At 56.5% G+C, this 25,412-nt stretch carries 31 protein-coding genes and 3 tRNA genes; 28 read left to right on the forward strand and 6 right to left on the reverse strand.

The window, feature by feature from the left end; genetic code table 11:
- Positions 1 to 46: 46 nt before the first annotated feature.
- Together C8029_RS10225 and C8029_RS10230 are read left to right on the forward strand one after the other, a co-directional pair.
- Positions 47 to 544, forward strand: coding sequence for a head-tail connector protein (locus tag C8029_RS10225; RefSeq protein ID WP_152002839.1), 498 nt, complete (start codon positions 47 to 49; stop codon positions 542 to 544).
- Positions 544 to 894, forward strand: a complete 351-nt coding sequence (locus C8029_RS10230) for a head-tail adaptor protein (protein WP_152002840.1) — start codon at positions 544 to 546, stop codon at positions 892 to 894. The genes C8029_RS10225 and C8029_RS10230 overlap by 1 nt, the downstream gene beginning before the upstream one ends.
- Here C8029_RS10230 and C8029_RS22025 read toward each other — a convergent pair.
- Complete coding sequence (locus tag C8029_RS22025) at positions 884 to 1,060, reverse strand: hypothetical protein (protein ID WP_193217635.1); 177 nt, start codon at positions 1,058 to 1,060, stop codon at positions 884 to 886. The genes C8029_RS10230 and C8029_RS22025 overlap by 11 nt on opposite strands.
- A gap of 14 nt (positions 1,061 to 1,074) precedes the next feature.
- On the opposite strand from C8029_RS22025, the gene C8029_RS10235 reads away from it, so the two are divergent.
- The 15 genes from C8029_RS10235 (at position 1,075) to C8029_RS10300 (ending at position 13,237) form a co-directional block, all read left to right on the forward strand.
- Positions 1,075 to 1,419 (forward strand): HK97 gp10 family phage protein, encoded by a 345-nt coding sequence (locus C8029_RS10235; protein ID WP_152002841.1) that lies wholly within the window; start codon positions 1,075 to 1,077, stop codon positions 1,417 to 1,419.
- Positions 1,412 to 1,825: a DUF3168 domain-containing protein gene (locus C8029_RS10240; protein WP_152002842.1), complete on the forward strand. Its 414-nt coding sequence runs from the start codon at positions 1,412 to 1,414 to the stop codon at positions 1,823 to 1,825. The genes C8029_RS10235 and C8029_RS10240 overlap by 8 nt, the downstream gene beginning before the upstream one ends.
- A 57-nt stretch (positions 1,826 to 1,882) precedes the next feature.
- Positions 1,883 to 2,341 carry a phage tail tube protein gene (locus C8029_RS10245; protein WP_152002843.1) on the forward strand — a complete coding sequence of 153 codons (459 nt, stop codon included), beginning with the start codon at positions 1,883 to 1,885 and terminating at the stop codon, positions 2,339 to 2,341.
- Positions 2,313 to 2,735 (forward strand): GTA-gp10 family protein, encoded by a 423-nt coding sequence (locus C8029_RS10250; protein ID WP_193217636.1) that lies wholly within the window; start codon positions 2,313 to 2,315, stop codon positions 2,733 to 2,735. The genes C8029_RS10245 and C8029_RS10250 overlap by 29 nt, the downstream gene beginning before the upstream one ends.
- The gene (locus C8029_RS22030) at positions 2,735 to 2,887 is read left to right on the forward strand and encodes a hypothetical protein (RefSeq protein ID WP_193217637.1); all 153 of its coding nucleotides are present in this window, start codon (positions 2,735 to 2,737) and stop codon (positions 2,885 to 2,887) included. The genes C8029_RS10250 and C8029_RS22030 overlap by 1 nt, the downstream gene beginning before the upstream one ends.
- Positions 2,880 to 4,898 carry a phage tail tape measure protein gene (locus C8029_RS10255; RefSeq protein ID WP_152002845.1) on the forward strand — a complete coding sequence of 673 codons (2,019 nt, stop codon included), beginning with the start codon at positions 2,880 to 2,882 and terminating at the stop codon, positions 4,896 to 4,898. The genes C8029_RS22030 and C8029_RS10255 overlap by 8 nt, the downstream gene beginning before the upstream one ends.
- 8 nt (positions 4,899 to 4,906) lie before the next feature.
- Positions 4,907 to 5,182 carry a hypothetical protein gene (locus C8029_RS10260; protein ID WP_152002846.1) on the forward strand — a complete coding sequence of 92 codons (276 nt, stop codon included), beginning with the start codon at positions 4,907 to 4,909 and terminating at the stop codon, positions 5,180 to 5,182.
- Positions 5,179 to 5,781: a hypothetical protein gene (locus tag C8029_RS10265; RefSeq protein WP_152002847.1), complete on the forward strand. Its 603-nt coding sequence runs from the start codon at positions 5,179 to 5,181 to the stop codon at positions 5,779 to 5,781. Before C8029_RS10260 ends, C8029_RS10265 begins: the two co-directional genes overlap by 4 nt.
- The gene (locus tag C8029_RS10270) at positions 5,778 to 6,395 is read left to right on the forward strand and encodes a hypothetical protein (protein ID WP_152002848.1); all 618 of its coding nucleotides are present in this window, start codon (positions 5,778 to 5,780) and stop codon (positions 6,393 to 6,395) included. Before C8029_RS10265 ends, C8029_RS10270 begins: the two co-directional genes overlap by 4 nt.
- On the forward strand, positions 6,395 to 6,763 hold the full coding sequence (locus C8029_RS10275; protein ID WP_152002849.1) for a DUF6950 family protein: 369 nt from the start codon (positions 6,395 to 6,397) through the stop codon (positions 6,761 to 6,763). The genes C8029_RS10270 and C8029_RS10275 overlap by 1 nt, the downstream gene beginning before the upstream one ends.
- Positions 6,763 to 8,877: a phage tail protein gene (locus C8029_RS10280; protein WP_152002850.1), complete on the forward strand. Its 2,115-nt coding sequence runs from the start codon at positions 6,763 to 6,765 to the stop codon at positions 8,875 to 8,877. The genes C8029_RS10275 and C8029_RS10280 overlap by 1 nt, the downstream gene beginning before the upstream one ends.
- Before the next feature lie 16 nt (positions 8,878 to 8,893).
- Positions 8,894 to 11,641 (forward strand): hypothetical protein, encoded by a 2,748-nt coding sequence (locus C8029_RS10285; protein WP_152002851.1) that lies wholly within the window; start codon positions 8,894 to 8,896, stop codon positions 11,639 to 11,641.
- Between the two features lie 226 nt (positions 11,642 to 11,867).
- Positions 11,868 to 12,119 carry a hypothetical protein gene (locus C8029_RS10290; RefSeq protein WP_152002852.1) on the forward strand — a complete coding sequence of 84 codons (252 nt, stop codon included), beginning with the start codon at positions 11,868 to 11,870 and terminating at the stop codon, positions 12,117 to 12,119.
- Positions 12,116 to 12,808 (forward strand): N-acetylmuramidase family protein, encoded by a 693-nt coding sequence (locus C8029_RS10295; RefSeq protein WP_152002853.1) that lies wholly within the window; start codon positions 12,116 to 12,118, stop codon positions 12,806 to 12,808. Before C8029_RS10290 ends, C8029_RS10295 begins: the two co-directional genes overlap by 4 nt.
- Before the next feature lie 213 nt (positions 12,809 to 13,021).
- Complete coding sequence (locus C8029_RS10300; protein ID WP_152002854.1) at positions 13,022 to 13,237, forward strand: putative periplasmic lipoprotein; 216 nt, start codon at positions 13,022 to 13,024, stop codon at positions 13,235 to 13,237.
- Here C8029_RS10300 and C8029_RS10305 read toward each other — a convergent pair whose 3' ends face one another.
- A complete protein-coding gene (locus C8029_RS10305; protein WP_152002855.1) occupies positions 13,238 to 13,447 on the reverse strand; it encodes a hypothetical protein in 210 nt (69 codons plus the stop codon).
- Positions 13,444 to 13,698, reverse strand: a complete 255-nt coding sequence (locus C8029_RS10310; protein ID WP_152002856.1) for a hypothetical protein — start codon at positions 13,696 to 13,698, stop codon at positions 13,444 to 13,446. The genes C8029_RS10305 and C8029_RS10310 overlap by 4 nt, the downstream gene beginning before the upstream one ends.
- A 220-nt stretch (positions 13,699 to 13,918) precedes the next feature.
- Between C8029_RS10310 and C8029_RS10315 the strand changes: the two genes are divergently transcribed.
- The 4 genes from C8029_RS10315 (at position 13,919) to C8029_RS10330 (ending at position 15,432) form a co-directional block, all read left to right on the forward strand.
- Positions 13,919 to 13,985: transfer RNA gene (locus C8029_RS10315), tRNA-Ser, on the forward strand.
- 255 nt (positions 13,986 to 14,240) lie between these two features.
- A tRNA-Asp gene (locus tag C8029_RS10320) sits at positions 14,241 to 14,317 on the forward strand.
- 70 nt (positions 14,318 to 14,387) lie between these two features.
- A tRNA-Asp gene (locus C8029_RS10325) sits at positions 14,388 to 14,464 on the forward strand.
- A gap of 116 nt (positions 14,465 to 14,580) precedes the next feature.
- Positions 14,581 to 15,432 (forward strand): DMT family transporter, encoded by an 852-nt coding sequence (locus C8029_RS10330; protein WP_152002857.1) that lies wholly within the window; start codon positions 14,581 to 14,583, stop codon positions 15,430 to 15,432.
- Between the two features lie 4 nt (positions 15,433 to 15,436).
- Here the strand turns inward: C8029_RS10330 and C8029_RS10335 are convergent, their stop codons facing one another.
- The 3 genes from C8029_RS10335 to C8029_RS10345 all read right to left on the reverse strand — a co-directional run bounded on the left by C8029_RS10335 (position 15,437) and on the right by C8029_RS10345 (position 19,197).
- Positions 15,437 to 16,834 carry a helix-turn-helix domain-containing protein gene (locus tag C8029_RS10335; RefSeq protein ID WP_009572836.1) on the reverse strand — a complete coding sequence of 466 codons (1,398 nt, stop codon included), beginning with the start codon at positions 16,832 to 16,834 and terminating at the stop codon, positions 15,437 to 15,439.
- Positions 16,835 to 16,924: 90 nt separating this feature from the next.
- Positions 16,925 to 18,181: a multidrug effflux MFS transporter gene (locus C8029_RS10340; protein ID WP_009572835.1), complete on the reverse strand. Its 1,257-nt coding sequence runs from the start codon at positions 18,179 to 18,181 to the stop codon at positions 16,925 to 16,927.
- 65 nt (positions 18,182 to 18,246) lie between these two features.
- Positions 18,247 to 19,197 carry an META domain-containing protein gene (locus C8029_RS10345; protein WP_193217638.1) on the reverse strand — a complete coding sequence of 317 codons (951 nt, stop codon included), beginning with the start codon at positions 19,195 to 19,197 and terminating at the stop codon, positions 18,247 to 18,249.
- 247 nt (positions 19,198 to 19,444) lie between these two features.
- Here C8029_RS10345 and C8029_RS10350 point away from each other — a divergent pair, with 247 nt between their 5' ends.
- From C8029_RS10350 to C8029_RS10380, 7 genes are all read left to right on the forward strand, one after another.
- Positions 19,445 to 20,977 (forward strand): acyl-CoA carboxylase subunit beta, encoded by a 1,533-nt coding sequence (locus C8029_RS10350; RefSeq protein WP_009572833.1) that lies wholly within the window; start codon positions 19,445 to 19,447, stop codon positions 20,975 to 20,977.
- Positions 20,978 to 20,995: 18 nt separating this feature from the next.
- A complete protein-coding gene (locus tag C8029_RS10355; protein WP_009572832.1) occupies positions 20,996 to 21,406 on the forward strand; it encodes a hypothetical protein in 411 nt (136 codons plus the stop codon).
- Positions 21,403 to 21,828, forward strand: a complete 426-nt coding sequence (locus C8029_RS10360) for a DUF6497 family protein (protein WP_009572831.1) — start codon at positions 21,403 to 21,405, stop codon at positions 21,826 to 21,828. The genes C8029_RS10355 and C8029_RS10360 overlap by 4 nt, the downstream gene beginning before the upstream one ends.
- Position 21,829: 1 nt before the next feature.
- Complete coding sequence (locus tag C8029_RS10365) at positions 21,830 to 22,237, forward strand: RidA family protein (protein ID WP_009572830.1); 408 nt, start codon at positions 21,830 to 21,832, stop codon at positions 22,235 to 22,237.
- Positions 22,237 to 22,659 (forward strand): hypothetical protein, encoded by a 423-nt coding sequence (locus tag C8029_RS10370; RefSeq protein WP_009572829.1) that lies wholly within the window; start codon positions 22,237 to 22,239, stop codon positions 22,657 to 22,659. Before C8029_RS10365 ends, C8029_RS10370 begins: the two co-directional genes overlap by 1 nt.
- 358 nt (positions 22,660 to 23,017) lie before the next feature.
- Entirely contained in the window at positions 23,018 to 23,218 is a 201-nt protein-coding gene (locus tag C8029_RS10375; protein WP_009572828.1) for a YMGG-like glycine zipper-containing protein, read from the forward strand.
- A 194-nt stretch (positions 23,219 to 23,412) separates the two neighbouring features.
- Positions 23,413 to 25,410: an acetyl-CoA carboxylase biotin carboxylase subunit gene (locus C8029_RS10380; protein ID WP_152002859.1), complete on the forward strand. Its 1,998-nt coding sequence runs from the start codon at positions 23,413 to 23,415 to the stop codon at positions 25,408 to 25,410.
- Positions 25,411 to 25,412 lie beyond the last annotated feature (2 nt).

Raw genomic sequence — 25,412 nt, forward strand, 5'->3', positions numbered from 1 at the left:
AAGAGGAAGCCGCAAAGGAGGTTGGTAAGAAAGGTTCATCGTCAAAATGACGGTTCTTGTGCCTGTTCTCATAACGCCTCCGGGTGCGCTTTTTACCTCTATTGATGAGGTGAAAGCGCACCTTCGCGTGTCGCATTCTTATGAGGACACCCTGATTTCTCAACTCACATCTGCGGCAGTTGCGTATCTTGATGGGTGGAAGGGGGTTTTGGGGCGCTGTATCATGCCGCAAACGTGGAGTGTGGATGCTGAGGCGGGCGATGTCTTGTTGCCCTTTCCCGACATCACAGATGCGCGGGTTGGTGGTGTCTCTGTGCCAATCACGCTCTGTGCAAATGGCGCTGTCGTGACCATCGAAGAGGCCGGGACAGTAGAATTTGATTGTGAGTTGCCAGAGTCAAACCGTGAAGTGGTCAAGGTCATTGTCAAGCTTTTGGTGGGCCATTGGTATGAGAACCGCGAAGCTGTCGTCATCGGAAATATCACGACATTGCCGATAGCCGTTGATGCCCTTATGGCACCATTGCGGTGGAGGGTGATCTGATGGCGGCTGGACGATTTCGAGAGCCGGTTACCTTTGAGCGTCTGGTCGCTGGTGATGATGGATATGGGAATCCGAATTCAGCCTGGGCGGATATCGAAACAGCGCCCGGTGTGGTCATGATGCTTTGGGCGGATATGCTTGAAGGTCTTGGAAAAGAGGCTATTGCGTCCGGTCGGCTGGAAAGCCCGCGAACTGCCACAATCCGATTTCGTCAGTCTGATGATGTTTTGGCAATTGGTGAGGCTGATCGCATTAAAGCGCGCGGTGCAACATGGGACATTCGCGGCATTGGTGCGGTTGGTCGAAAGGGTGCGGTCGTTGAAATGACCTGTGAAGAGGTCACTTCTTAGCGGCATCCTCAATGGCTGCAATGATGCCGCCAAGACCAATGTAAATCACACCAAATCCGATCGCCAATACGGCCAGTATTTCGTGGATTGCTGATTCCGCAGTGAGGAAAGTGACCATGCCGCCAAACATGAAAACAATCGAAATAATCATGAGAATGGTTTTCAAGAAGGGGTCTCCAAATGACTGTGATCGGTGGTGATCGTGTTGCAAGAAAATTGTCCGCTTTGCCTGATCGTATCAAAAAAAAGGTCGATCAGGCGACAAAAAAAAGTGGTGACGAATTGATCGCCATGACGAAGGTCTTGATCCCGGTTAAGAGCGGCAAAAGTCGCGCGGATATCAAGGGCAAACAGAACGCCGATGGGTCATATCTGGCTGACTTTGGTGCAAAGTCAAAGGTGATTGAGGGTGAGAGTGGCCCAAGGCCATTTGTAAATCCAGTGCTCAATGTCACGCGTAAGCGGCGTAAAAATCGTGCGAAGCGCGCAGTGAGCAAGGCGGCAAAGGAGCTTTTCAATGGCTGACGATTCAGCGCTTGCTTTGCAATCTGCGCTTGTTGGCTGGTTAAAGGCGGATACTGGCGTATCCGCACTTGTGTCTGGTCGCATCTATGATGAGCCGCCGCAGGATGTTGTTTTTCCCTATGTTCGGATCGGCAACATTGATCTGAGTGCGGATCGCATCGGGTGCTTTACGGATGATGACATCAAATTTTCGATTGAGTGCCATTCACGGCCCGTGAATGGTCGTGTTGAGGCCACACGAATTTCCGCCGCGGTGCGCACGTCTCTTGATGATGCGGCGCTGATATTGCCGGGATTTTCCGTCGATTGGTGTGATTACCTCACGCAAGCCGTGATCCGCGCGGCGGATGGCAAAAGCTACATCGCGACTGTCGCTTTTGAGGCGTCTATCGCTTTGGCCGACTAAACGCCCTTCGGCAAGGCAATCCGGGCGCAGGCCCATTTCCAAAAAATGGAGGCCGATATGGCAAAGAAAAAGGGGCGCACGCTCCTGATCAAGATTGGCGATGGGGCGGACCCAGAGGTTTTTACGACGCTCTGCGCGTTGACGACCAAAACCATCACGATCAACAACGAAGAGATCGATGTGACGACGCCTGATTGTGATGCGCCTGAGGGTCCGATGTGGACCGAAGTTCTTGATGGCACCAAGCGTGTGAGTTTCTCCGGCAACGGTATTTCAAAAGGTCGCACCGAAGAAGTGGCGGCGCTCACCACTGTTTTGGCCGACACGCCGTTTGCCAATTTGCAGGTCATCGTTCCAAATTTTGGCACATTTGCGAGCAGCTTCTTTTTCTCAAGTTTTGAGCTTGGCGGGGAAATGTCAGGCGGTGTGACCATGGGCATTTCGGCTGGGTCGTCTGGCGCTGTGACCTTTACGCCGGAGGCTGATTTTGGCGATTTCTGGCACGGGCGCATATGAAGAGGAGATCGGCGGGGAGTCCCGCCGTCTCTTGTTGCGGAACGCTGAGATTGAGCGGTTTGAGCAGCAATATGATTTCGGCGTTTTCCAGTTGTTCGATCAGCTTTTTGGTCGTGGAGATGCGCCCAAGGTCAGTCATGTGCGTGACATCGTGGCACTTGCGTTGGTGGGCGGTGGCATGACGGATCGTGCGGCTGACGCGCTGATCGCCTCTCTGCCGCCATCCGATAATCTGTCTTTGCGACTGACCGCACAGCGCCTTTTGGGCGTGACTTTTATTCCCGCTGCTTTGGTCGATGGGGATAAAAAAAAAGCGGCTGGATCGCGCGTGAAAAAGTCGATCGAAAAGAGCGGTACGATGCAGGTCAGCGCGTTAAAAACATCTGTGGAGTGATGGGGCGATTGCCCGCCGAGGTGCGCGCCCTCACGCCAAAAGAGACCAGTGAATTGGTCGAGGCGTGGAATGAGGCACAGGCGGCAGCGTCTGGAGAATTGCCGCCGCCCACAATCGAAGATCTAGAGGAGCTTGAAGCGCGCTATGCCTGATGAAAACCTTGAACGCATCACGATCCTTTTACAGGCAAAGGACAAAGATTTTGCGCGCGCGATGGATCGGAACAACAAACTGATTGCGCGCATGACGCGGGATGCAAGTAAAAATACCACAGGTATGGCGCGTACCGTTGATGGAAATCTGACAAAAATCAGCAAAAGTGCGACGGCAATGGGCAAGACGTTCATTGCCGGTATTGCGGCGGGTGCGATCACAGCTTCGCTTGATATGGTCCTTAGCAACATCGGTCGTACGGTCAATGGCATTGCTCAGATCGGCAATGAGGCAAAGCGGTCCGGTCTTGGGGTGGAGGAATTCCAAGAGTGGTCATATGTCGCGGATCAAAACCGGATCAGCGTCGATTCATTGGTCGATGGATTCAAGGAACTGAACCTTCGGGTGGACGAATTTACAGTCACTGGCGTCGGTCCGGCTGCGGAGGCGTTGCAGCGCCTTGGATACACATCCGATGAATTAAAGGAAAAAATCAAAAAACCATCTGACTTGATGCTTGAAATGCTGGGACGGATGGAGGGTTTGGATAAGGCGGCACAAATCCGTATCTCTGATGAGCTGTTTGGGGGCACGGCGGGTGAGCGGTTTGTCGAGCTGTTGGGTCAGGGTCAGGTTGCGCTGACGGATACCATAGAGCGGGCACATGAGGTTGGTGCCGTGCTTGATGATGTGATGATCAAAAAGGCAGATCAAATTGACCGTCAGTGGGCCGCTTTGTCAGTCAAGATGCAGGGATATGCAAAAAAAGCGGCCATGGGTTGGGCAGAGGTATTGTCTGACATGGGGACGACGACCCTTGATGATATTTTTCCCAATGATGCGCTTGCTAAATCAATGCTTGGGTCTGATGTCTTTGCAAAATTTTCAGAAATCGGTGATTTGAGGGCTGAGCAGGCTGATGAGTTAAGAAAGCTCGCGGATCAAATCGGCGCGGTTTTGGCCGAATCTGAAAAGTTGTCTGGGTCGCTTTATGCTGATGCAGAACTGTCTGGTATGAGTGGTTTTGGCGATATCGGTGCCGACTTGGGGCAGGCCGCGCAGAACATAGCGGCATTAAATGCCCAGCTAGAGAATGGCATGATTGATGTTGATGAGTACAACGCGTCCCTTGGCGATACTCTCGATTCAGCTATGGATGCAGCGGGCAGTTTGGAGAATGTTGCCGGTGTCGATATGTCGGCAATCAGCGAGCAAATTTCATATATTGTTGGAGTTCTTTCCGCCGCGACGGCTCAATCGGACAGTTTAAATGCATCTCTTGCAAATCGGCCTGTAGCAACATCGCCGGAAGCAGCGGCGTTATCCGAAATTGCCGCTCTTGGCCGGCAAGCCGCAGCGGCATCGGACTATGTAGCAGAGCAAGAGCGCATCCAAAGTCTGACCAAAGATCAGCTATCACTTGAGCGCGAGATTGCATCTGTCCGATCAGAGGCGCAGAAAAAGGGGCTCACCCTATCAGATTCTCAGGTGTCCTCTATTGCTCAGGGGAATATTGCCGCAAATTCATCAAGGTCAGGTGCTGGTCGCGGTGGTGGATCATCGTCAAGCGTCAGTGATGATATGCGCGAGGCTGCGCGTTGGATCGACAAGACGCGCACGGCGCTTGAGCTGTATGAGGCCGATATTGCCGAGCTTGAGGAGTTGAATGCCAAGGGGTTTTTTGCGGCACATCCTGAGGCCTATTCCCGCGCCATTGAGATGGTCGAAGAGGCTTTGTCCGATGCAAATGGAGAGGCCAGTATTTTTCTGATATCAGCGCTGATATCGGTGAGGCCATATTGGATGTGGCGGGCGGGGCGACAGATGCTTTTGATCGGTTGTGGCAGGCTATCAAGCGTGCCGCTTTGGAATATGCGCTTTTTGGCAGTGGCGGCGTCTCTGGTTTCAGTTCTGGTCTTTCGTCTCTTCTGGGGTCTGCTTTTGGTGGCTCCGGTGGCGGAATTATTGGATCACTTTTGGGTGGTGCGCGGGCTGGTGGTGGGTCTGTGAGTGCCGGTGTGCCCTATCTCGTCAATGAAAATACGCCAAATTCTGAGGTGTTTGTGCCGTCACAAAATGGTGCGATCCTCAATGTGCCGCAAGCGCAAAAGGCTTTGTCCGGGTCTGTGTCGGGGGGTGAGGTCAGGGTGGTTGTTGACGTCAATGTCAATGATGATGGCACCCTTGGTGCGATCGCGCGCCAAGAAGGTGCAGCCGCTGCGTTGCCGGTCGCTGTGCGTGTTGTGCAGCAAAACAATCGTAACGTATCAGAGCAGCAAAGGCGTCCAAAATGACGGTTATTGACTGGCCTCTTGACATCAATGGTCGCATTGAGGGTTCGCCGTTTTTGTCAATGACGTCTGTGACGGCGGGTCCTGGCCTTGATGGTGATGAGCAAATCGTGGGTCGCGAAAATGGCGTTTGGGAAGTAAAGATCACTACGGGGAAGCTCATTCGTGAGACAATTCCTGTCTGGCGCGCATTCATCCATTCTTTGCGCGGGCGGCAAAATCCGTTTCGCTTCAAGGTCTGGAATTCTTTTGCTCTGCCAATTTCCGGCCCGATCCCGGATGGCGGTATCTGCATTGTGGCCGCTGATGCGCCAGCCGGTAGCACGATCATAAATCTGTCTGGATATTCGGGCGAGAACATCAATCCGGGCGGGTATTTTTCGATTAATGACTTTTTGTATGAGGTCCAATCAAATGCTTCTGGTGTGGTCTCATTTTTGCCGCCTCTGCGTATGTCTGTGGCGGTGGGTGATGAGGTGAAAATATCAGGTCCAACCATCCTTTTGCGGCTGTCAAATGATAGCGATGGTCGGGCCTATCCGACCGGCATGCGCTACGCTGCACCTGTTACATTCACGGCTAAAGAGGTCTTTCAGAGATGAGCGTTTTTCTTTCGACGCAGCCTGACCCTGAGGCCATGATGTCGGCTTTGGACCGAGAGGTGATCCACAAGGCTTTCATGCTGGAAATGGATTTTGCCAGCGGTCCTGTGCGTGTCTCAGATTGGAGTGTGCCATTTATCGCTGGTGGCTATGAGTGGGAAGGTCTTGGCGATCTCGTCGGCATGAGCGAGATCGGCGGTGGCAGTGAGCTTGCGCCATATCGTGAGTATCAGCTTGGTTTGCCAAAAGATTTGGTCGGATATTCTGAGGCACGTATCCCTGAGCTTATCGGCAACAGGGCTGATTATTTGGGTCGCTCCGCAAGGCTTTGGATGCAGATTTTTGATCCCGTGAGCCTTGATGAGCATGGCCGTCGTGTTCCGCTTGGTGATCCGATTACAATGGATTACGGCATCATGTCCCGAGTGATTGGGACGTTTGTTCCGGGTGGAGCCGTGGTGTCTCTCACTGTTGAGGGCGGTCTTTTCCGTGCTGGTGTCCCGCTCTCTGGCTATTACACCGACCGCGATCAACAAAGGCGGCATCCCGAAGACCTGGGATTGGGATTTGTGGTCGAGGTGTCTGACACCGAAATTAAGCTCACGGACTGGTGATGTTTCTGAAATTTGTGAGTGAAACACGATCAGACCCTTGGGTCTGGGGGCGCAATGACTGTTGCCTGTGGCCGTCTTTGGCATGGGAAAGTGTGACAGGGCGAAACCCCGGATATCACATCATTGGCGCTTATGACGACTGGATGAGCTGTCGTCGCGTAATGATTTCTGGGGGCGGGCTTTTGAATATGAGCCGTAAAGCGATGCGCGGTGAGCGCGCCGGCGAAACGCAGGATGGGATCGCCGTGATCCGCACGGCGGGTCAAACTCTTGGGGCAATTCTTGTTGGCGCTCGGCCCTATGTGCGCACGAAAACCGGCATAATGATGCCATGCAGCTTTGAGATATTGGAAGGGTGGGGCGTGTAATGGTGCAGGCTGTCGCATGGGCATTTACGGCTCTCACCGGCCTGACGGGTAGCTTGTCTGTCTTTGGCGTGACTCTGGTCGGGGCTGGCGGGGCGCTCACGCTTGCCGGGTCTCTCGTGAATTTTGCGCTTATCAATGCCGCAAAAGGAGCCTTTGCAAAAGGTCAGAGTGCCCCGACGCCGGATGACATCAAGACCGTATTCAAGCAGACTGTAGGGCAGCGGTTTGTGCATAAGGGTGAGGTCCTGACGGGTGGTCAGGTCGTCTTTCGGCGCGCCAAAGATGGGTTTTATCATCAGGTCACCGTTCATGGTCATGGCGGGCCATATACAATTGTTGAGACGCGCCTTGATGGCGATGTGGTCGAGATTGATGGGGAAAATTTTGTCGCCAATAAGTATCTCTACGACACTGATGATGGTGGTCTTTTTGGTGATTGGACCATTGATTTAGGCCCGCCATGGGACCCTGAGGTTGGATTGCCCACAAATGTTTCTCGGCGGGTCTATGTTGAGACCCGCACAGGTCAAATCCCAGAGACGCACTATTCTGAGCTCACGTCTTACTATCCGGTCTGGACAGAAAACCACCGGCTCGATGGTCTGTGCTCCACATATATGCGGCGGCAACAGGTTCCCGCAGAAAGCTATCGCGATGTCTTCCCGACTGATCCGCCTATCATCACGCAAGTGCTTCGATCTCCGCCGATATATGACCCAAGGTCGAACGGCTATGCATACTCAGACAATGCTGCGCTTCAAATTGCTGATTTTATTGGGTCGCCGGATGGTCTGAATGTGCCTGTCCGCGTCAATATGAATTGGCTATCCGCCGCAGCGGATGATTGCGATGATGCGATCCCGCTTGCTGGCGGCGGCACAGAGCCGCGCTATCGGGTGTCGATGACATATTCCATGACGGAGGCCCCGCAGGATATTTTGGGGCGCATGCTTGCATCCTGTGGCGGTGACATTGTCCTCTTGCCGGATGGGACATTCGGGATTCGCGCCGGTAAATATGATGCGCCAACCGTCACTTTGACGTCTCGGGACATCATTGGCTTTGATGAGGTCAATAATGGCCCGGACCTGCTTGATTATTTTACCGAGCTTCCTTTCACATACACCGATCGCAGCCTTGATTATGTCTCTGTGACCGGCGATCCATGGGTGCGCGACGATTTGGAGGCTGAGTTTGGTGCAAGCCTTGTTGCCGATACCTTTGATCTTTCGGCGGTGCCGAGTCACAGCCAAGCGCGGCGATTGGCAAAGCTGAAAAGCTACATCGACAACCCGGAAAAGCGCATCACTGTGCGGCTGCATCCGCGTGGTCTGCGCGCCATCCGCGAGCGCCTTGTGACTTTGGATTTTGGAATTTTGTCAGGCGTTTATCTGATTGAAAAAGCGCCGATTGTAGACATGAGCACACTTCAGGTGACGCTCCAGCTTTCGCTCTTTGACTTTGCGGCGACGACATGGAGCACCATCGAAGAGGGCCTTCCGCAGGTGCGACCGGATGATGACACGCCAAGCACAATCCCGACATTGGCAAATTTCAATGCCGCGCCGTCTGGTGTGCAGACGGCCCAAAACGCATGGGCAGCGGCGATTGGTGTGGCATGGGATGCGCCCGTGTCGGATGCTCTCACGCCGCGCATAGAGGTCTCTCCGGCTGGGGCGGACACTTGGACCACTCTTGTTGTCACTGCGATGCAGACAAGCGCAAACACCGGAATCCTGACAGACGGTGCGCTTTATGATGTGCGTGGATGTCTTGTCACACCAGGCGGCACCAAGGGCGCATATGTCATTGAGGAGGATGTGCCGGCATTGGCCGTCTCTACCGCCCCTGATGCACCATCATCATTGATCGTCACCGACAACGCCGATGGCACAGCAAATGTCGAGGTCACCGCCTCCGCCTCCGCCTCAAATTGGAAAACACAGGTGCTGCGCGATGCTGTCGTTATTTTCGAGTTTGCGAGTGAGGCGGCTGTTGTCCTCGAATTCACAGACAGCCCCGGCGCCGGGACATATGACTATACCGCCAAGGCCATCAACGTGTCACAGATCGAAAGTGTTCTGACGCCGACGGTCACGGCCACAATCACATAACATCGGAGTACATGACATGGCGACAGCCAAAACCAACATCGTTGGTCCTATTGAGATGCCTGATGGCTCCAAGCCTGGCAGTGGCGTGATTTCTTTCCAACTGAACAAATGGGATGTCGAGTTGGGTCAGGCTGTTGTTGCCGGTGCTGCAGAAAGCTATGCACTTGATGTCGATGGCAACTTTTCGGCCATGCTCTGGCCGCCGGAAAGTGGGGTCAATGGGCGGCTTTACAATGTCTCATTGCATTATGTGATTGCTGGTCTCAATGGTCCGGTATCAAAGACCGAAAACCTTGGGCCGATTTCGTTTTCCGGCCCAGGACCGCTTGAGATCATGTCCCTGTTGGGTCAAGACATTGAAGAGCCAACCGCACCAAGTGTCCTAGCATTGGCTCTGTCAGCCCAAGCGGCGGCTACAGCGGCGGCTGGATCGGCGCAGGTAAATGCCGATCAAGTGGCTGCGATTGCCGCGCAGTTTGGTGATGTGGCCGGAGCAATTACTGCGGCAGAGGCGGCACAGGACAAGTCCGAACAATGGGCCGAAAATCCAGAAGATGTTGAGGTTGATCCGGGTCAGTATTCGGCCAAGCACCACGCTGCGAAGGCATCTAAACAGAAAGATATTGCGGCTGCTCATGCTACCACAGCAAACGAAAGTATGGCTCTAGCTGAAGCTGCCGCCGCTATGGCAGAGACATACGCAGGGGTTGTTGATCGGGCCACGTCTGTCGCTGGTCTTGAGGACCCAGCAACGCTGGCGGATGGTGATCAGGCAATCGTTAGCGGGTCCGGTGACATCGCGGTGGACGGACTTTATGAGGTGCAAACAGGCGCTTGGGTGCGTATCGGCGATTCTGGTCTGGGTGGCAAATCTGACAAAACGGCGAATGCAGCGAGTGCGGTGTGGCGCGCCGATGTTTCGGGAACGGCAAATGCAATTATCCTGACACTCACTGATTGCGATCTGACAAATGCGCAAATTCTCGCCTCTAAAACACGCATTTTGTTTACGCCGACCGCTGCGAACACGGCTGCGCCGACTGCGACGGTGGCCGGTGTGACGCGTGATTTGGTTGATTACACAGGCGGTGCGATGAAGGGCGGTGAAATTCAACCGGGCAGGTCGATGATCATTCGGCCAAATTTGCCGGGCGCGACTTTTATTGTTGAATTCAATGCGGCGGACGTTTCTACGATCAATCATCACCTCGCGCGCTCAACATCTGTGGCCTATTCTAACGATGGCACATATGACATTTACACTCTGACCACGCCACGGCCTGTGAGCGCGACAGATGGCACACTTGTATCTTTTCAGGTGCCTCAGGCCAATACCGGACCAGCAAAGGTGGTCCTGAATGGATCATCATATTTGTGTAAACATGGCGCGAATGAGGCGTTTAGCGGCGGAGAGTTTAAGCTCAATCGTCATGCTCTACTGCGCTTTGCCGGTCCGCCACAGAGTGCTTGGGGACTGATCGCATCGGGCGTCACCACTGCCGATCTGGATGCTGTCATTGCGGACACCATTTCAAATTCGGACCGCATCGCATTGCTTGAGGCGATAGCAGGCATTGGCAGTTTTGCCGATGAAGCGCGGACCTTGACCACTAAAATTATGGGCGTGAACCCGCTTGACGTTGCTTGGCCTGATGATCCACGAAATCCAGTCAATTTCTACACATGGAACGATGGCGTACGCACAAAAGCAGCTGCCCGCACAATCAAAATCGGGGCATCTGGGGATTCCATTGACACGGGTGCGACCGCTGAGGGCGGAGCCGCAGGGCCGTATGCTCCGGCGCAACTATTGGCCGACCGCGCGAGTGATGCGTTTGGGCTGATGCAGAATGTCGAATTTGCGGTTGATATGAAGGCCGTTGGCGGCACAGTCATCTCGCAGTTTCTGGCGCAAATTCAGGGCACGGTTGAAACGGACCACGACATTTGGGTCGGTTTTAATCCGATGAACTCGGGCGGAAAAACAGATATGGATGGGCAATCTAGCTATCCGTCTATGCCGCAAGATCTGTTAGAAATCGTTGCCGAAATTCGCGGGCGCGGCGGCATGCCCTTCCTATCCACGACTGAACACCCGCATTTGGCGCGCGGTGGTGCGCAAGATTTCCCGGACACACACCGTCAATATTGGCCCTATCTCAGCTATTCCGTAACAGCAACACACGCCTTCGACGCAGTTGCGAATACGATTTCTGGGCCATTTGAGACCTACTCTTTTGGCGGTGAAGCAATTGGTATTGGCTCCCGCTTGTCTGTCGCGACAGGTGACTGTGCGGGCACATACACAGTGACTGCGAGATCGGGTGGCACGGTCACAGTCTTGGAGACGATCCCGGTCACAACATCCTACTCCGTCCTCGTGCGCATGGTCGAACTGGATGAGGAAACGACAATCTGGCCGCCCGATAGCGACAGCGTGGTCATACGCGATTGGACAGGCAACGGCATCCCAACTCCCGGTCTGCGCACATATGGCTATCTCAATAACTCATACCGGCTGGTGGCGGATTTATTGGATGTGGCACTTCTGGATATCGAAAAGGCGACATTCGCCTATGTGCTCGAACCATATTGGGCCACTGGGTCATATGATCAAAGCACACTCTATGACGTGCTCTATGGTCCAGTGGCGTACAATCACAAGCTGGCGGAGCATTACACCAACATCAATGGCCGGGTGATGGCTAAGCTGATCCGCCACATTGAGGAGGGCACGCTGCAACAAAACCGGGTGATTTGGTGATGATTTTTTTACTCAAGAGAGTGTGGGGGTAACATGAGCTGTATCAAGCACATGTGCAGATGGGTCAGGCCCGCATCGCGATTTTTGCGCAAAAATAGGCATGATCTTTGGACGCTGGCCGTGCCGGTCTTTTTTGTCACGACGATTGGCCTCTCGTCCATCGGAACGGGTGCCGGGTTTTTGATCATTTGGGCCGCTGCGCGGCAGGTGGGAAGGTTGGCCACCCATGTCTGAGGATGAAAAAAGCGCCGAAGTCGATAAAAAGGTCGGCTGGGTCCAGGTGTTTGCCACGCTCTGTGCGATGGCGTTGTTTGTCGCTGATTATGGTCTTGATGTTTTGGCCAAGCCCGTCCCGCAGTGGACCTACATGTCTCTGGGCCTTTTGGCGCTTGGTGTTGAGGCCGGGGCACTGCGTCGGTTGTTGTTGCAGATCGTGCGCGCGTTGGCGCGTGTGCCTCAGGATGGGGGTGAAAAATGAAATTTGTAGGGACGGGTGAGCGGCTGGCCGATCTGGATATATCGGCGCTCGCAGCAAGCATTGGCTGTGGAGAGGATCACCTGCATGCGGTCATGGATGTCGAAACATCGGGCGGCGGTTGGGACGATAAGAACCGCCTTAGGGCGCTGTTTGAGCCGCATATTTTTTACAAAGAACTGCCGACTATGGCCGAGCGTGAGCGCGCCGTGCGTGAGGGTCTGGCCTATCGCAATTGGGGTGAGCGCGCCTATCCTCGCGACAGCTATCCCCGAATTCTGGCCGCGATGGGAATCAATCGCGAGGCAGCGTTCAGATCTACATCGTGGGGCCTTGGGCAGGTCATGGGCTTTAACGCCCGCCTTGCTGGATACATCACCGCCGAGCACATGGTGAGAGTCTTCCTTGAGGGCGAGGCGGAGCAATTGGCGGGCATGGTGCGTTTCATCGTCAACAGCGGTTTGGATGATGAGTTGCGCCGCAAGGATTGGGCCGGTTTCGCGCGCGGCTACAACGGCCCCGGATATGCCAAGCATGGATATCATACAAAGCTGGCCGCTGCGTACAAGAAATGGCAGGGCATCAAGGACACGCCCTTTGTTGTGGATCGTACCGCGCCGGATTGGAACACGGCGCTTGAAAAGCGTCAGGCGCTCTCATGGCTGCGGGCATTTAATTTGGTGCAATCATGAAGTGGGTCACCAAATATGCGCTTGGCGCGGCTCTGGTGGCCTGTCTGGGCCTCTTTGCATGGGCGCAGGGGCTGCGGGCGGACAAGGCAGATTTATCCGCTGACTTGCGCGCGCTGCGCACAAATTTGGCGCAACAGACGGCGCTTGCGACATCGCACAAAGAAGAGGCCGCGCAATGCCGGGTGATCCTGTCAATCAGAGAGGGAGTGTCAAATGCGACGGACGATGATTTGTCTCACCGCCTGTCTCGTCCTTAGCGGATGCGCCGGCACCACGGTGCAAGTGCCGGACGGTCAGGTCAATTTTTGCGATGTGGTGACGCGCGAAAAAACATTTGTGCCGGACACCGCGCGTCAGATTGTCCTGACCGATCGCGCCACCGCCGAGCAGATCGAATTTGAGAATGGCGTTTTTGAGGCGGAGTGCTGATCACTCACGCGCGACTGCGTCGGTCGGCCAGTCGTCGGGACGGTATCCTCTGAGATAGGCGGTCATGAGCCGCGCATGCCACAGGGGCACCTGCGCCGCCGACTCGATGTTGTAGATCCGTGATTTGTCACCCAAGCCAAAGAGCGGAGCGGCTTGTTCTGCTTTGAGGCCCAGCGACAGGCGGGCCTCTTTGAATTCTGCGGGGGTCATACCTCACGCACCGACACGTCGATTTCATCAAGATACTCGTAGACCGTGCCGTCAAAATCCACGCCAAACATCGGGTCATTGTCGCCACTGAACACGCTTGCGACCCACTCATAGAACTCATCGATCTGATCGGCGGGAACATCGTAGGCGCGGTGGCGCGTGTCGTGGCTGACGATATGGGTTGCGCCTTCTGTCTTCGGCATCCCACCGTCGCGCCAGTCTGCTTTGTGGAAGAGTGCAAAATCGGTCATCTGTCTATCTCCTGTTGGGCGTCTGCCCGTTTCCATGCATTTATAGTGCGCTATCCGCACCACTATTGCAATAGGAAAAATGCGGAAAACGCATATTATTTTGTGATCTGATATTTTTGCGAAGTGTGCATAGGTTCCGTGAACCTGTTGAACTTGATCTATGCTTGATAAATTGCCCAAATGAGACATTTAAAAACAGTCACTTGGGCCAGAAAACAATGGGTTGGCGGATACTTGCTTCGTTTACACCGAAGATGTCGGGAGTTCGAGCCTCTCACGACCCACCATCCCCCTCTACTCTTGGCAAAACGCAGTCTTTGATCTGGCGTGTATTGGCAATTCTGATCCCGGTTTTACGACCGAAGAGTCCAAAGCATCCTTGTCTTTCGCACCTGTCCTTTCGTCCTCTCAAACCGCTCGTGCCTGTGCCATGAACTTTTTTCACCCCTTAGACGCTTTTCCTCGATTCCCCGCTTGACGGGGGCGCGTACCGGCCATAGAACGCCCCTCACGTTCGGGGCTCGGCCCCGGTCGGGTAGCGGGCGGTTGTAGCTCAGTTGGTTAGAGTACCGGCCTGTCACGCCGGGGGTCGCGGGTTCGAGCCCCGTCAACCGCGCCATGCTACCACACCGGAAACGGCACGCGTCTGAAAGGGCGCATAGGAAAGACCTTGCCTCTTTTGGCAATGCGCGGTTGTAGCTCAGTTGGTTAGAGTACCGGCCTGTCACGCCGGGGGTCGCGGGTTCGAGCCCCGTCAACCGCGCCACTTTCTCACTCTGAGATCCATGATGTTCTCTCATACCTGTTACCTTTGACCCTCTTGCGCTTTTGCGCCGGCCCCCTCAGCATGGCCTCTCGCACACCGCGCGCTAGGGGGCATTCATGGGCCGTATCGACATCAAAACCTTCGGCCTCTTGCTGCTGACGCTCCTCGCTTTTGCGGGTAATTCGCTTTTGACCCGCGCCGCGCTGTCGGACCCGGCGCATGCCACAGGTGGCAGCGCCATGGCATTTGCGGCCGTGCGGTTGATGTCTGGGGCGGTGGTTTTGGCCGGTTTGGCAACGTGGCGGCATCAGCCCCTGCGCCCTAGCCGTTCCGATTTGCCGACCATTTTGGCCCTGTTCACCTATGCCGCCGCCTTCTCGCTCGCCTATGTCTCGATGTCGGCGGCCAGTGGGGCTTTGATCCTGTTCGCGATGGTTCAGGTCACCATGTTGGTGCTGGGCTATCTGCGGGGCCACAGGATCGGTGGGCGGGCGATTTTGGGCGTTGTCATCGCCTTGTCTGGCCTTGCATGGCTGCTGTTCCCCGGCTTGACGGCTCCGCCTTTGGGCGCGGCTCTTTTGATGGCGCTCGCGGGGGGCGCTTGGGGCGTTTATAGTCTGCTTGGGCGCGGGGCCTCGGCACCTTTGGCGCGCACGGCGCGCAATTTCGTCGGCACGGTGCCCTTGGCGCTGATCGCATTTTTCCTCAGCCCAATGGCCACGGCGCTCACCGGTTTCGGCTGGCTCATGGCCCTCACCTCCGGCGCTGTGACCTCGGCCTTGGGCTATGCGCTATGGTATGCCGTGCTGCCGCGCCTGCCGCCGTCCTTGGCCGCAAGTGCGCAGCTCTCAGTGCCCGTCATCACGGCCTGTGCGGGAGCACTTTTGTTGGCCGAGCCGATGGGGCTGCGCGTGGTGATGGCCTCTGGATTGATCCTTGGTGGGGTTTGGCTCAGCGCGCGCGGCTGATGGGTCAGTCGATCCGGTAGGGCAGGGTGCCACGGTTGTTCGGATCAATTGTCAGACGCCGTTCCAGCGGCGGGATCGAGCGTTGGTGGCAATCGCGCCGCTCGCAAATCCGGCAGGAAATCCCAATCGGTTCAAACGCCGCCGGTTTGGTCACATCCAAGTCATCGGCATACACCATCTCTGAGGCGTGGGTAACCTCGCAGCCCAGTCCAATTGCATAGCGCCGCACAGGCGCATGAAAGGCGCCACCGGGTTTGGACACATCCCGCGCGATCGACAGGTAGCGCACCCCATCCGGCGTTTCCGCCAATTGCCGCAGGAAATGTCCGGGCCGCTCAAAGGCTTGGTGGACATTCCAAAGCGGGCACGCGCCGCCATAGCGGGCAAATTGCAACCGTGTGGCAGAGTGGCGTTTGGTGATGGTTCCGGCCTGATCGACACGGACAAAATAGAACGGAATGCCCTTGGACCCCGGACGCTGAAGCGTCGAAAGCCGATGCGCAACCTGTTCGATGGACGCGCCAAAGCGATCCGACAAAAGTTCAAGATCATGACGCACCTCTTGGGCCGCCGCCAGAAATTCGGTGTAGGGCAAAAGTGCGGCACCTGCGAAATAATTGGCCAAGCCAATGCGGGCGATTTGTCGGGCTTGTTCGGATTGAAACCGCGCCAGATCCAGCGTGGCGTCCAACAATTTGCCTTGGGTCACAAGGGCGAGTTGGTGCAGGATTTGAAAGCTGCGTGTGGCGCCTGAGGCACGGGCCGAAATGGTCAACGTGCCGCTGTCCGGGTCAAACCGGCGCAGGCTATCGCCGGAGGCGCGCAGGGTGATGCCGCTGCGCTCCAATGTGTCAATTGCGGCCTTGACCACATCGCGGCTCTCGCCATGCGGGCGGGCAAAATTTTCCGCCGCGCGGTCCACCGGATCGATGTAATTGTCGCAATAATGAAAGAAATCGCGCACCTCTTCCCAGGCGCTGGGTCGGGCGGGATTGTTTTCGCGATCCAGTGCCTCGTCCATCGAGGCCAACCGTTCGGTGGTCTGACGATAGGCGCGGTGCAGTTCCAAGAACGCCCGTGCGAGTGCGGGCGCGTTTGAAGCGGCGAGGCGCAGATCGGCCAAGGGCGGCGCGCCGTCGGCAAAGACCGGATCGACCAAAGCCTCGCGCATATCGGTGACCATGCGTTCGGCGTCGCCCGAGGAAAGCTCGGTCACGTCAAAGCCAAACTCCTGCGCCAACGCCAGGACCACGCCGGTCGAAACCGGGCGGTTGTTGTTTTCCATCTGGTTGAGATAGGGCAGGGACACGCCGAGTTTTTCGGCAAAGGCACGTTGGGTCAGGCCCAGCCGTGTCCGGGTCTCGCGCAGTTTCGCACCGGCGTAGAGTTTTTGCTGAGCCATGGCTGCCCTCGTGTCTCTGAGTTATTTGCAAAGTAAGGTTTGCCAGTGCAAACCCGCCTTGGCAAGAGGGTTCAGAGCGGGGGTGGTGGCTCAGCTTGCGGCAATCACCCGTTCACGCCGCACCACCCAAATCGCGGCCAGGATCGACGCGCCGGAGGCAGCGGCCATGATATACAAAAGGGGCAGCGCGCCACCTTCGACGGTCAGAACCGAGCCTGCAAAGGCCGCCAAAATTGCCCCGCCGCCGATATACATCGAACCGCCCAGTCCCGCTGCCGTACCCGCAAGATGTGGGCGCACGGAGAGCGATCCGGCGATGGAATTGGGCAATTGCATGCCATTGCCAAGGCCAACAAAGGTGATGAAAAAGAAAAAGCTTTCGGGCGTGGCATGGTCCAAGAGGAACAAAACGAGCGAGCCGAGGATGCCCAACGTGCTGACGCTCGCGCCGATCATGATCATCGTGTTCATGCCGAGGCGTGTGGAAAATTTACCGGCCAGAAAATTGCCAAAGAAATAGCCAACGGCGGGCGCGGCCATGTAGAGGCCAAGCCGATCTTCTGAAAGGCCAAACAACGTCGAGCCGACAAACGGCGCGCCGCCGAGAAAGGCGAAATAGGCCCCTGATGCGGTGGCCGCCGAAAGGGCATAGCCCAGAAAGCGCTGGGATTTAAGCAGTTCCGGAAAGCCGCGCAGCGTGTCCATCATGGACCCTGTGCGCTTTGGCGCGGTTTCGCCAGCATCGAAAAACACCATGGCCAACAGCAACAGACCAACGCCGAACAGCAACCAAAAGCTGCTCTGCCAGCCATAATGTGAGGTCAAAATACCGCCCACGGAGGGCGCAACCATGGGCACAAGCGACATGCCCATGGTGACATAGGCGATCATCTGCGCCGCCTCTTCGCCCGGCACCATGTCGCGCACGATGGCGCGTGACAGCACCATGGCGGTGACGATCCCGGCCTGTGTGGCGCGCAAAACCAAGAACACGCCAGCAGTGGGGGCAAAAATGGCGCCAAGCGTCGCAAGGAGAAAAATCAAGATACCGCCGATCAACACCGGACGGCGACCATAGCGATCAGACAGGGGGCCGACGACAAGTTGCAGCACCGCATTGACGCCAAGGAAAATCGCCACGGACAGCTGCATCACCCGATATTCAGTGCCGAAATAGGCGGTCATTTCGGGCAAGGCGGGCAAAAACACGTTGATGGTCATGGCGGACAATCCGGCCATGAGCACCAAGGTGACGATGTGTGGCGGCGTTGTCCGGTCGAGAAAGCGGACAACGGGCTTTGACGAGATGTTGGGCTTTTGTGTCATGGCGCAACAATAGGCGGCCATGCTCGGCTGTCTATGGCAAACCCATACATGTTTTTGCACAGGGCATTCTCTGCGGATAGAGACTCTCACCGCCCTGCGAGTATGGCGACCTCATTGCCATGCAGCAGGACCAAATCCCCGCTCTCGTTGATTTCAAAGCGGTCGATGGTGGCCAATGTGGCCAAAAAATCATGCTCCTGTTGCATCGCATCCATGGCGCAGGCCATGCGCGTTGTGGCCAGTGGTCCAATGATCACCTGGCCCTCGCCGGTGATCGACATCTGCCCTGTAAAGCGGTTACAGCCTGTCGAACCCGAAAGCTGACCAGAGTCTGTGACGGCAAGGGTGATAGGGTGCGCCGCAAGCGGGGGGTGGCCAGTATGGTCTTTTACCTGCCAGTCCCCTTGCAAAAGCGCCATTGTGTCGCCGCCACAGCCGCGAAACTCAGCCGTCGCGGTGGCGAGGGTGACGGTCTGTGGGTAAGGCCGTCCGCTCATGTCATCGTAGCACATCTTATCCTGCCGGGTGAGAGTGAGGCCAAAGGCCGGGATGGCGTAGATCGTGCGCACCCCGTCCTGAACGGGGTCAGGTTGGCGCAGGTCAAGACGGTCTTCGCCATAATTGAGATCAAAGAGAATCCGCTCTCCGGTGAGCTGAACCCGCCAACCGGGCTCATTGCCCTGCGCCCTCCAGGGGGCGGTGAGGGGCTCAAGGCGGCAATCGATCAGGGGCGTGCCGTTGAGCGTGACCGTCGCTGCGCGGCCCTTGACCCAGACAAGCGTGCTTTCGTCGGGTGTTGCAAACTTTGCCCCATCTGCGGACGGCACGTGCGGCAGGGTAAATCTGTCGCCGTCTGTCGCGATCACAAGGGCCTCACCCGCGAAGGTGATATCGAAGGCCTCAGAGGCACAGACCATCCGGTAGGATTTCGTGTCAGCGCTGTCGCCTGCGGGGGTGTCATCTGCGAGGCTGGGGGTGGCGAGGGCCATCAGGGCAAGGGTCAGTGCGATGGACGGGGAATAGGGGACTCTATACATATATGCCTCATACAAAGAGATCGTCTTGATCATTGCCGTGAGGGTATCAGTCGTGAGAGGGGAGACCCAAGGGGGTAGATTTTGCGGTCGGCACAAATCTGCCACTCCAATTTTCAGTGTCGAATATTTGCGAATTTGCGATTAGCAAAAAAATTATTTTGCATAGTTTGCAAATCTGCCAGACTCTGCTTTGATGCGGAGCTTTGCCCGCGTAAGGTGCGCCCTGAAATGACGAGGAGGCCCACCCGTGAAAGACATCATCCAAGAACTTCACGATCGCCGCAATGAGGCCCGTCTGGGAGGCGGACAGCGACGCATCGACAGCCAACATGCCAAAGGCAAACTCACCGCACGCGAGCGGGTTGAGCTTTTGCTGGATGAGGACAGCTTTGAAGAGTTTGACATGTTCAAAACCCATCGCTGCACCGATTTTGGCATGGAGGAGAGCAAACCCTACGGCGATGGCGTGATCACCGGCTGGGGCACGATCAATGGCCGCATGGTCTATGTGTTCAGCCAGGATTTCACCGTGTTCGGCGGGTCTCTGTCGGAAACCCACGCGGAAAAGATCGTCAAGATCATGGATATGGCGGTGCAAAACGGCGCGCCTGTGATCGGGCTGAACGACTCGGGTGGGGCGCGCATTCAGGAAGGCGTGGCGTCCCTTGCGGGCTATGCCGAAGTGTTCCAGCGCAATATCATGGCCTCCGGCGTCGTGCCGCAGATCTCCGTGATCATGGGGCCATGCGCGGGGGGCGCGGTCTATTCGCCTGCGATGACCGACTTTATCTTCATGGTCAAAGACACGTCCTATATGTTCGTCACCGGCCCTGACGTGGTGAAAACCGTGACCAACGAAGTGGTGACCGCCGAGGAACTGGGGGGTGCCTCGACCCACACCAAAAAATCCTCGGTCGCCGATGGTGCCTTTGAAAACGACATCGAAGCGCTGACCGAAGTGCGCCGCCTTGTCGATTTCCTGCCGCTCAACAACCGTGAGAAAGCCCCGGTGCGCCCGTTCTTTGATGCGCCGGATCGGATTGATGCCTCGCTCGACACGATCATCCCGGACAATGCCAACACCCCCTATGACATGAAAGAAGTGATCTACAAGATCGCGGATGAGGGTGATTTTTACGAGATTCAGGAAAACCACGCCAAAAACATCATCACCGGGTTCATCCGCCTCGAAGGCCAGACGGTCGGCGTGGTGGCGAACCAGCCGATGGTCTTGGCCGGGTGCCTCGACATCGACAGTTCGAAAAAAGCCGCGCGGTTTGTGCGCTTTTGCGATGCGTTCGAAATCCCTGTTTTGACCCTCGTCGATGTTCCGGGCTTTTTGCCGGGCACCTCTCAGGAATATGGCGGCGTGATCAAGCATGGGGCGAAACTGTTGTTTGCCTATGGCGAAGCGACCGTGCCGAAAGTGACCGTGATCACCCGCAAAGCCTATGGCGGTGCCTATGACGTGATGGCATCCAAGCATCTGCGCGGGGATTTCAACTACGCCTGGCCGACCGCAGAAATCGCGGTGATGGGGGCCAAAGGTGCCACCGAAATCATCCATCGTGCCGATCTGAAGGATGCGGAAAAGATCGCCAATCACACGGCCAATTATGAGAGCCGTTTTGCCAATCCTTTCGTGGCCGCCGAACGGGGCTTCATCGACGAGGTGATCCAACCGCGCTCGACCCGCAAACGCATCACGCGGGCCTTCGCCTCTCTGCGCAATAAAAAGCTCGAGAACCCGTGGAAAAAACACGACAATATCCCGCTCTAAGCGGGGTCGTGAGGACAGATGACCCGCAGTCAGTGGCATATCTCTGAGGCGGATGGCGCGGTGACCTTGTCGCGCCGTCTGCCCGCACAGTTTGATGTTGCGGTGCAAACCGTGATCTCAGGCGGTGCGGGGCTGCGCAAAGTGCGCATCGCTCATCAATTGCGCCAAGACATGTGGCGGGCACTGCAAAATCTGCGCGGGTTCAGCCCGGTGGTGCGCGTCGTGGCGATTGGTTCCGATCTTGAAATCACCGCTGGCGGCACGGTCGCCGGACGGTTCCCGAAGGCGGCCACAGAGGCGCGGTTGAGCGAGGTTCTGGAAAACCCAAATCTGCGCGCCCGTTGGGCCAGATATGCCAAGACCCACACGGCCACCACAGATGATGGCTCAAACACAGATGATGGCTCAAACAAGGAGAGGACCACATGATCACCCGTCTTATGACCCTCTGCCTTGGGGCGTCTTGCGTGGCTTTTGCGGCCGCCGCCGATTTGATGCCGGTCGAGAGCGAAGATCTTTCCGTGCCCTCAGGCCAGCCGGTTGAATTTTATGAGAACCTGATGGATCGCCCGGCGATGGGCCTGACAGCGCGATTTCGCTTTGTTGCGCCTGAATTACGGGCCCGGTTGAGCCAGATGTCCTATGAGGAGCTTGAGGCCGATCTTTCGTATCTTTGCCAAAGCTACGCCTTACCGCGCCTGTCTCAGCCGAAACCTGTGATGGTTGTGATCTCTTTGTCCGAACAGGCGACCGAATTCGGCGCCCCCTCGGAAGACATCCCGCAAGTGTTCGAGGCCTACCGCCCGATGGTCACGCCCGCAGGCGAAGTTTGCGCATGGGAGGCGTTTTAACATGGCCCCGAAATTTCATATGTTCTCCAACGGCCCGCGCCCGGTCGCGCCGTTTTCCCATGCGGTCGAAGATGACGGTTGGGTGATCCTGACCGGGCAAATGCCGACCGACCCGGCCGCGCCTGACGCACCGCTGCCCGAGGGGATCGAGGCGCAGACCCGCCGGGTGATGGACAATCTGTTGTTGATCCTGGCCGAATTGGGCCTTGGCGCGGCGCATATTATGCAATGTCGGTGTTTCCTGACCGAATTCGAGCGCGATTACGCCCTGTTCAATGACACCTACAAAAGCTACTTCCCGCCTGAGAGGCTTCCGGCACGTACCACGGTGGGCGTGACCGCGTTGGCCGTTGGCGCGTTGGTTGAGATCGACCTCATTGCGCGCCGACCAGATCAGGGAGACAGCTGATGGCACGCGACTATATGACCAAACACAAAGGATTTCCGGGCCGGTTTCCGGGAACCGATTTCCAATTCACCATTCGCCGCGCGAACCCCAAAGGGGTGACGCCGCTCAAGGCGCTGGAACGTTACAAAGACCGCAAGGCGCTCGACAAACGGGTCGATGCGGCGTTTTTGATGGCGCTGGTCGAACAGTTTGGCGAGGAGCCGTTTGAGCGCGGCAATTTGGACGCGGGTCGTTTGTCCTGGCTCTTTGGCCGCGAAGTTGTGCCCGCCGATCCCGAGGATTTCGATCCGGCCTCTTATGAGGCGCTTCTGAAGGTCGATATGGGCCGCGCTATGGCCTCCTATCCCGAAATTTTCGCCTCGGAAGAGGATGAAGAAGCCCCGGATTGGGACGAGATGTGGAACGGGGAGCAAGAGGACTGATGCGCGGGTTTTCGCTTGGCACATCGGCATTTGCGCGAACTGCTGCCAGTTTTGGCGGGCGGTTTGGCTATGCTCTTGCGAGCGAAGGCGATGCACCCCATCTTAGTCACAGGACGCAGGTGACCAGCAACACCTCGCCCTGTTCTGAAAACCGTTACCCTTCCCCTTTGGCGAGGTCTGTATGTCCCCCATATGGATCTCGCCGCTCTTCTTTGTGCGTGGGTTTTTCTCGCGCGGATTTTTGCGCACATGGGCTTGGTTTTGCCGATTTCACGGTGAGCCGCATTTGTCGCTTTGCGTGGGCTGCGGGCTGGGATAGAATCACTCCAGTCGTAACATCATCAGAAGCAGAAAAAACATGCGCAAATCCATTCTTGTTCTTGGCCTCATCTCCGTTACAGCCCTTGCCGGTTGTTTGCAGACCGACGGGGAGCGCGCACTTGCAGGTGCCGCAGCGGGCGCTGTCGTCGCAGACGCGACTGACAACAATGTGCTCACCGGGGCCGCTTTGGGCGCGCTTGCGGGCACCTATTGCGACAACGCGGGCGTTTGTAACTAACTTTATTCGTCTGACCGGCCCGCACTCCGCGCGCCCGTTTGACCGATCACAATACAGCTTCCCGGGCGGGGTCCGCCGGGGAAGCTTTTTTGTGGCCAAAACCATACCGACCATCATGACAGAAAGTTCAAAGACCACCCGTGCAACCGCGCGCGTGCTCTGCTGAGATTTGAGAAAAGGGAGAGGGACTGTGGATGTTTGACAAGATCCTGATTGCGAACCGCGGCGAAATTGCTTGCCGTGTGATGAAAACCGCGAAGAAAATGGGGATCAAAACGGTCGCCATCTATTCCGATGCGGATAAAAACGCCCTGCATGTGGCGATGGCGGATGAGGCGGTTCACATCGGCCCGCCGCCCGCAAACCAATCCTATATCGTCATCGACAAGGTGATGGATGCGATCCGCCAGACCGGTGCGCAGGCGGTGCATCCGGGCTATGGGTTCCTCTCCGAGAACTCGAAATTCGCCGAGGCTCTGGCGGCCGAAGGCGTGGCCTTTGTGGGTCCCCCGGTTGGTGCGATTGAGGCCATGGGCGACAAAATCACCTCGAAAAAACTGGCGCAGGAGGCCGGTGTTTCGACCGTTCCGGGCTATATGGGCCTGATCTCGGATGCGGATGAGGCGGTGAAAATCTCCAACCAGATCGGCTATCCGGTGATGATCAAAGCCTCCGCCGGTGGTGGCGGTAAGGGCATGCGCATCGCATGGACGGACGAAGAGGCCCGCGAAGGCTTTCAATCCTCCAAAAACGAAGCCGCAAGCTCCTTTGGCGATGACCGGATTTTCATCGAGAAATTCGTCACCCAACCGCGCCATATCGAAATTCAGGTGCTTTGCGATGCCCATGGCAATGGGATTTATCTGAACGAGCGCGAATGTTCGATCCAACGCCGCAACCAAAAGGTCATCGAAGAAGCCCCGTCGCCTTTCCTTGATCCCGAGACCCGCAAAGCCATGGGCGAACAGGCCGTCGCACTCGCGAAAGCGGTGGATTATGCCTCCGCGGGCACTGTGGAATTCATCGTCGATGGCGACCGCAATTTCTACTTTTTGGAAATGAACACCCGGCTTCAGGTGGAACACCCCGTGACCGAGCTGATCACCGGCATCGACCTGGTCGAACAGATGATCCGGGTTGCCAATGGCGAGCCGCTTTCGATCACCCAAGACGACGTGAAAATCAACGGCTGGGCGATGGAAAGCCGTCTTTACGCCGAAGACCCCTATCGCGGCTTTTTGCCGTCCATCGGGCGCCTGTCGACATACCGCCCACCGGCGGAAATTGTCACCGACACCAATGTCGTGCGCAACGACACGGGCGTTTATGAGGGTGGCGAAATTTCCATGTATTACGACCCGATGATTGCGAAACTTTGCACTTGGGGCCCGGATCGCGCAACCGCGATTGAGAACATGCGCAATGCGCTCGACGGGTTTGAAGTCGAAGGCATCGGTCACAACCTGCCGTTTCTCTCCGCCGTCTACGACCACCCGAAATTCATCGCGGGCGAAATGACCACGGCCTTTATCGAAGAGGAATATCCCGAAGGATTTGAAGGGGTTAATCTGCCATACGCCGATCTGGAACGGATCGCTGCGGCCACGGCGTCGATGTACCGGGTCGCCGAAATTCGCCGCACCCGCGTGTCGGGGCGGATGGACAACCACGAACGTGTGGTGCCCAACGAGTGGGTCGTTCAAATCGGCGATCTCGATTTCCCGCTGACGATTGAGGCGGATAAAACTGGCTCGACCGTGTTGATCAACGACAAGACATTGCGGTGTGAAAGCACATGGGTTCCGGGTCAAAGCCTGGCCGTGATCGACATGGGTGATGACCGTTTGACGCTGAAAGTGGGCAAAACGCCGGGGGGGTTCCGCATCCGCAACCGGGGTGCCGATATGAAGGTCTATGTCCGCTCGCCACGTGCCGCCGAACTGTCCAAATTCATGATCGAAAAATTGCCGCCGGACACGTCCAAATTGTTGCTCTGCCCGATGCCGGGTCTGATCGTCAAAGTGAATGTCGAAGAGGGCGATGAGGTCCAGGAAGGCCAAGCGCTGTGTACCGTTGAAGCGATGAAGATGGAAAACATCCTGCGTGCTGAACGCAAAGGCATCGTGTCCAAAATCAACGCAGCGCCGGGCGACAGCTTGGCCGTCGACGAAGTGATCATGGAGTTCGAATAAAG

The sequence above is a fragment of the Roseobacter sp. TSBP12 genome (genome assembly GCF_009129705.1).
In the GTDB taxonomy this organism is placed as follows: Bacteria; Pseudomonadota; Alphaproteobacteria; order Rhodobacterales; family Rhodobacteraceae; genus Celeribacter; species Celeribacter baekdonensis_A.

Excerpts from the sequence above, each read along its gene's own strand:
- C8029_RS10225 (WP_152002839.1), top strand. The coding sequence starts at position 47 with ATGACGGTTCTTGTGCCTGTTCTCATAACGCCTCCGGGTGCGCTTTTT.
- C8029_RS10230 (WP_152002840.1), top strand. The coding sequence starts at position 544 with ATGGCGGCTGGACGATTTCGAGAGCCGGTTACCTTTGAGCGTCTGGTC.
- C8029_RS10235 (WP_152002841.1), top strand. The coding sequence starts at position 1,075 with ATGACTGTGATCGGTGGTGATCGTGTTGCAAGAAAATTGTCCGCTTTG.
- C8029_RS10240 (WP_152002842.1), top strand. The coding sequence starts at position 1,412 with ATGGCTGACGATTCAGCGCTTGCTTTGCAATCTGCGCTTGTTGGCTGG.
- C8029_RS10245 (WP_152002843.1), top strand. The coding sequence starts at position 1,883 with ATGGCAAAGAAAAAGGGGCGCACGCTCCTGATCAAGATTGGCGATGGG.
- C8029_RS22030 (WP_193217637.1), top strand. The coding sequence starts at position 2,735 with ATGGGGCGATTGCCCGCCGAGGTGCGCGCCCTCACGCCAAAAGAGACC.
- C8029_RS10255 (WP_152002845.1), top strand. The coding sequence starts at position 2,880 with ATGCCTGATGAAAACCTTGAACGCATCACGATCCTTTTACAGGCAAAG.
- C8029_RS10265 (WP_152002847.1), top strand. The coding sequence starts at position 5,179 with ATGACGGTTATTGACTGGCCTCTTGACATCAATGGTCGCATTGAGGGT.
- C8029_RS10270 (WP_152002848.1), top strand. The coding sequence starts at position 5,778 with ATGAGCGTTTTTCTTTCGACGCAGCCTGACCCTGAGGCCATGATGTCG.
- C8029_RS10275 (WP_152002849.1), top strand. The coding sequence starts at position 6,395 with ATGTTTCTGAAATTTGTGAGTGAAACACGATCAGACCCTTGGGTCTGG.
- C8029_RS10280 (WP_152002850.1), top strand. The coding sequence starts at position 6,763 with ATGGTGCAGGCTGTCGCATGGGCATTTACGGCTCTCACCGGCCTGACG.
- C8029_RS10285 (WP_152002851.1), top strand. The coding sequence starts at position 8,894 with ATGGCGACAGCCAAAACCAACATCGTTGGTCCTATTGAGATGCCTGAT.
- C8029_RS10290 (WP_152002852.1), top strand. The coding sequence starts at position 11,868 with ATGTCTGAGGATGAAAAAAGCGCCGAAGTCGATAAAAAGGTCGGCTGG.
- C8029_RS10295 (WP_152002853.1), top strand. The coding sequence starts at position 12,116 with ATGAAATTTGTAGGGACGGGTGAGCGGCTGGCCGATCTGGATATATCG.
- C8029_RS10300 (WP_152002854.1), top strand. The coding sequence starts at position 13,022 with ATGCGACGGACGATGATTTGTCTCACCGCCTGTCTCGTCCTTAGCGGA.
- C8029_RS10305 (WP_152002855.1), bottom strand. The coding sequence starts at position 13,447 with ATGACCCCCGCAGAATTCAAAGAGGCCCGCCTGTCGCTGGGCCTCAAA.
- C8029_RS10310 (WP_152002856.1), bottom strand. The coding sequence starts at position 13,698 with ATGACCGATTTTGCACTCTTCCACAAAGCAGACTGGCGCGACGGTGGG.
- C8029_RS10330 (WP_152002857.1), top strand. The coding sequence starts at position 14,581 with ATGGGCCGTATCGACATCAAAACCTTCGGCCTCTTGCTGCTGACGCTC.
- C8029_RS10335 (WP_009572836.1), bottom strand. The coding sequence starts at position 16,834 with ATGGCTCAGCAAAAACTCTACGCCGGTGCGAAACTGCGCGAGACCCGG.
- C8029_RS10340 (WP_009572835.1), bottom strand. The coding sequence starts at position 18,181 with ATGGCCGCCTATTGTTGCGCCATGACACAAAAGCCCAACATCTCGTCA.
- C8029_RS10345 (WP_193217638.1), bottom strand. The coding sequence starts at position 19,197 with ATGTATAGAGTCCCCTATTCCCCGTCCATCGCACTGACCCTTGCCCTG.
- C8029_RS10355 (WP_009572832.1), top strand. The coding sequence starts at position 20,996 with ATGACCCGCAGTCAGTGGCATATCTCTGAGGCGGATGGCGCGGTGACC.
- C8029_RS10360 (WP_009572831.1), top strand. The coding sequence starts at position 21,403 with ATGATCACCCGTCTTATGACCCTCTGCCTTGGGGCGTCTTGCGTGGCT.
- C8029_RS10365 (WP_009572830.1), top strand. The coding sequence starts at position 21,830 with ATGGCCCCGAAATTTCATATGTTCTCCAACGGCCCGCGCCCGGTCGCG.
- C8029_RS10370 (WP_009572829.1), top strand. The coding sequence starts at position 22,237 with ATGGCACGCGACTATATGACCAAACACAAAGGATTTCCGGGCCGGTTT.
- C8029_RS10375 (WP_009572828.1), top strand. The coding sequence starts at position 23,018 with ATGCGCAAATCCATTCTTGTTCTTGGCCTCATCTCCGTTACAGCCCTT.
- C8029_RS10380 (WP_152002859.1), top strand. The coding sequence starts at position 23,413 with ATGTTTGACAAGATCCTGATTGCGAACCGCGGCGAAATTGCTTGCCGT.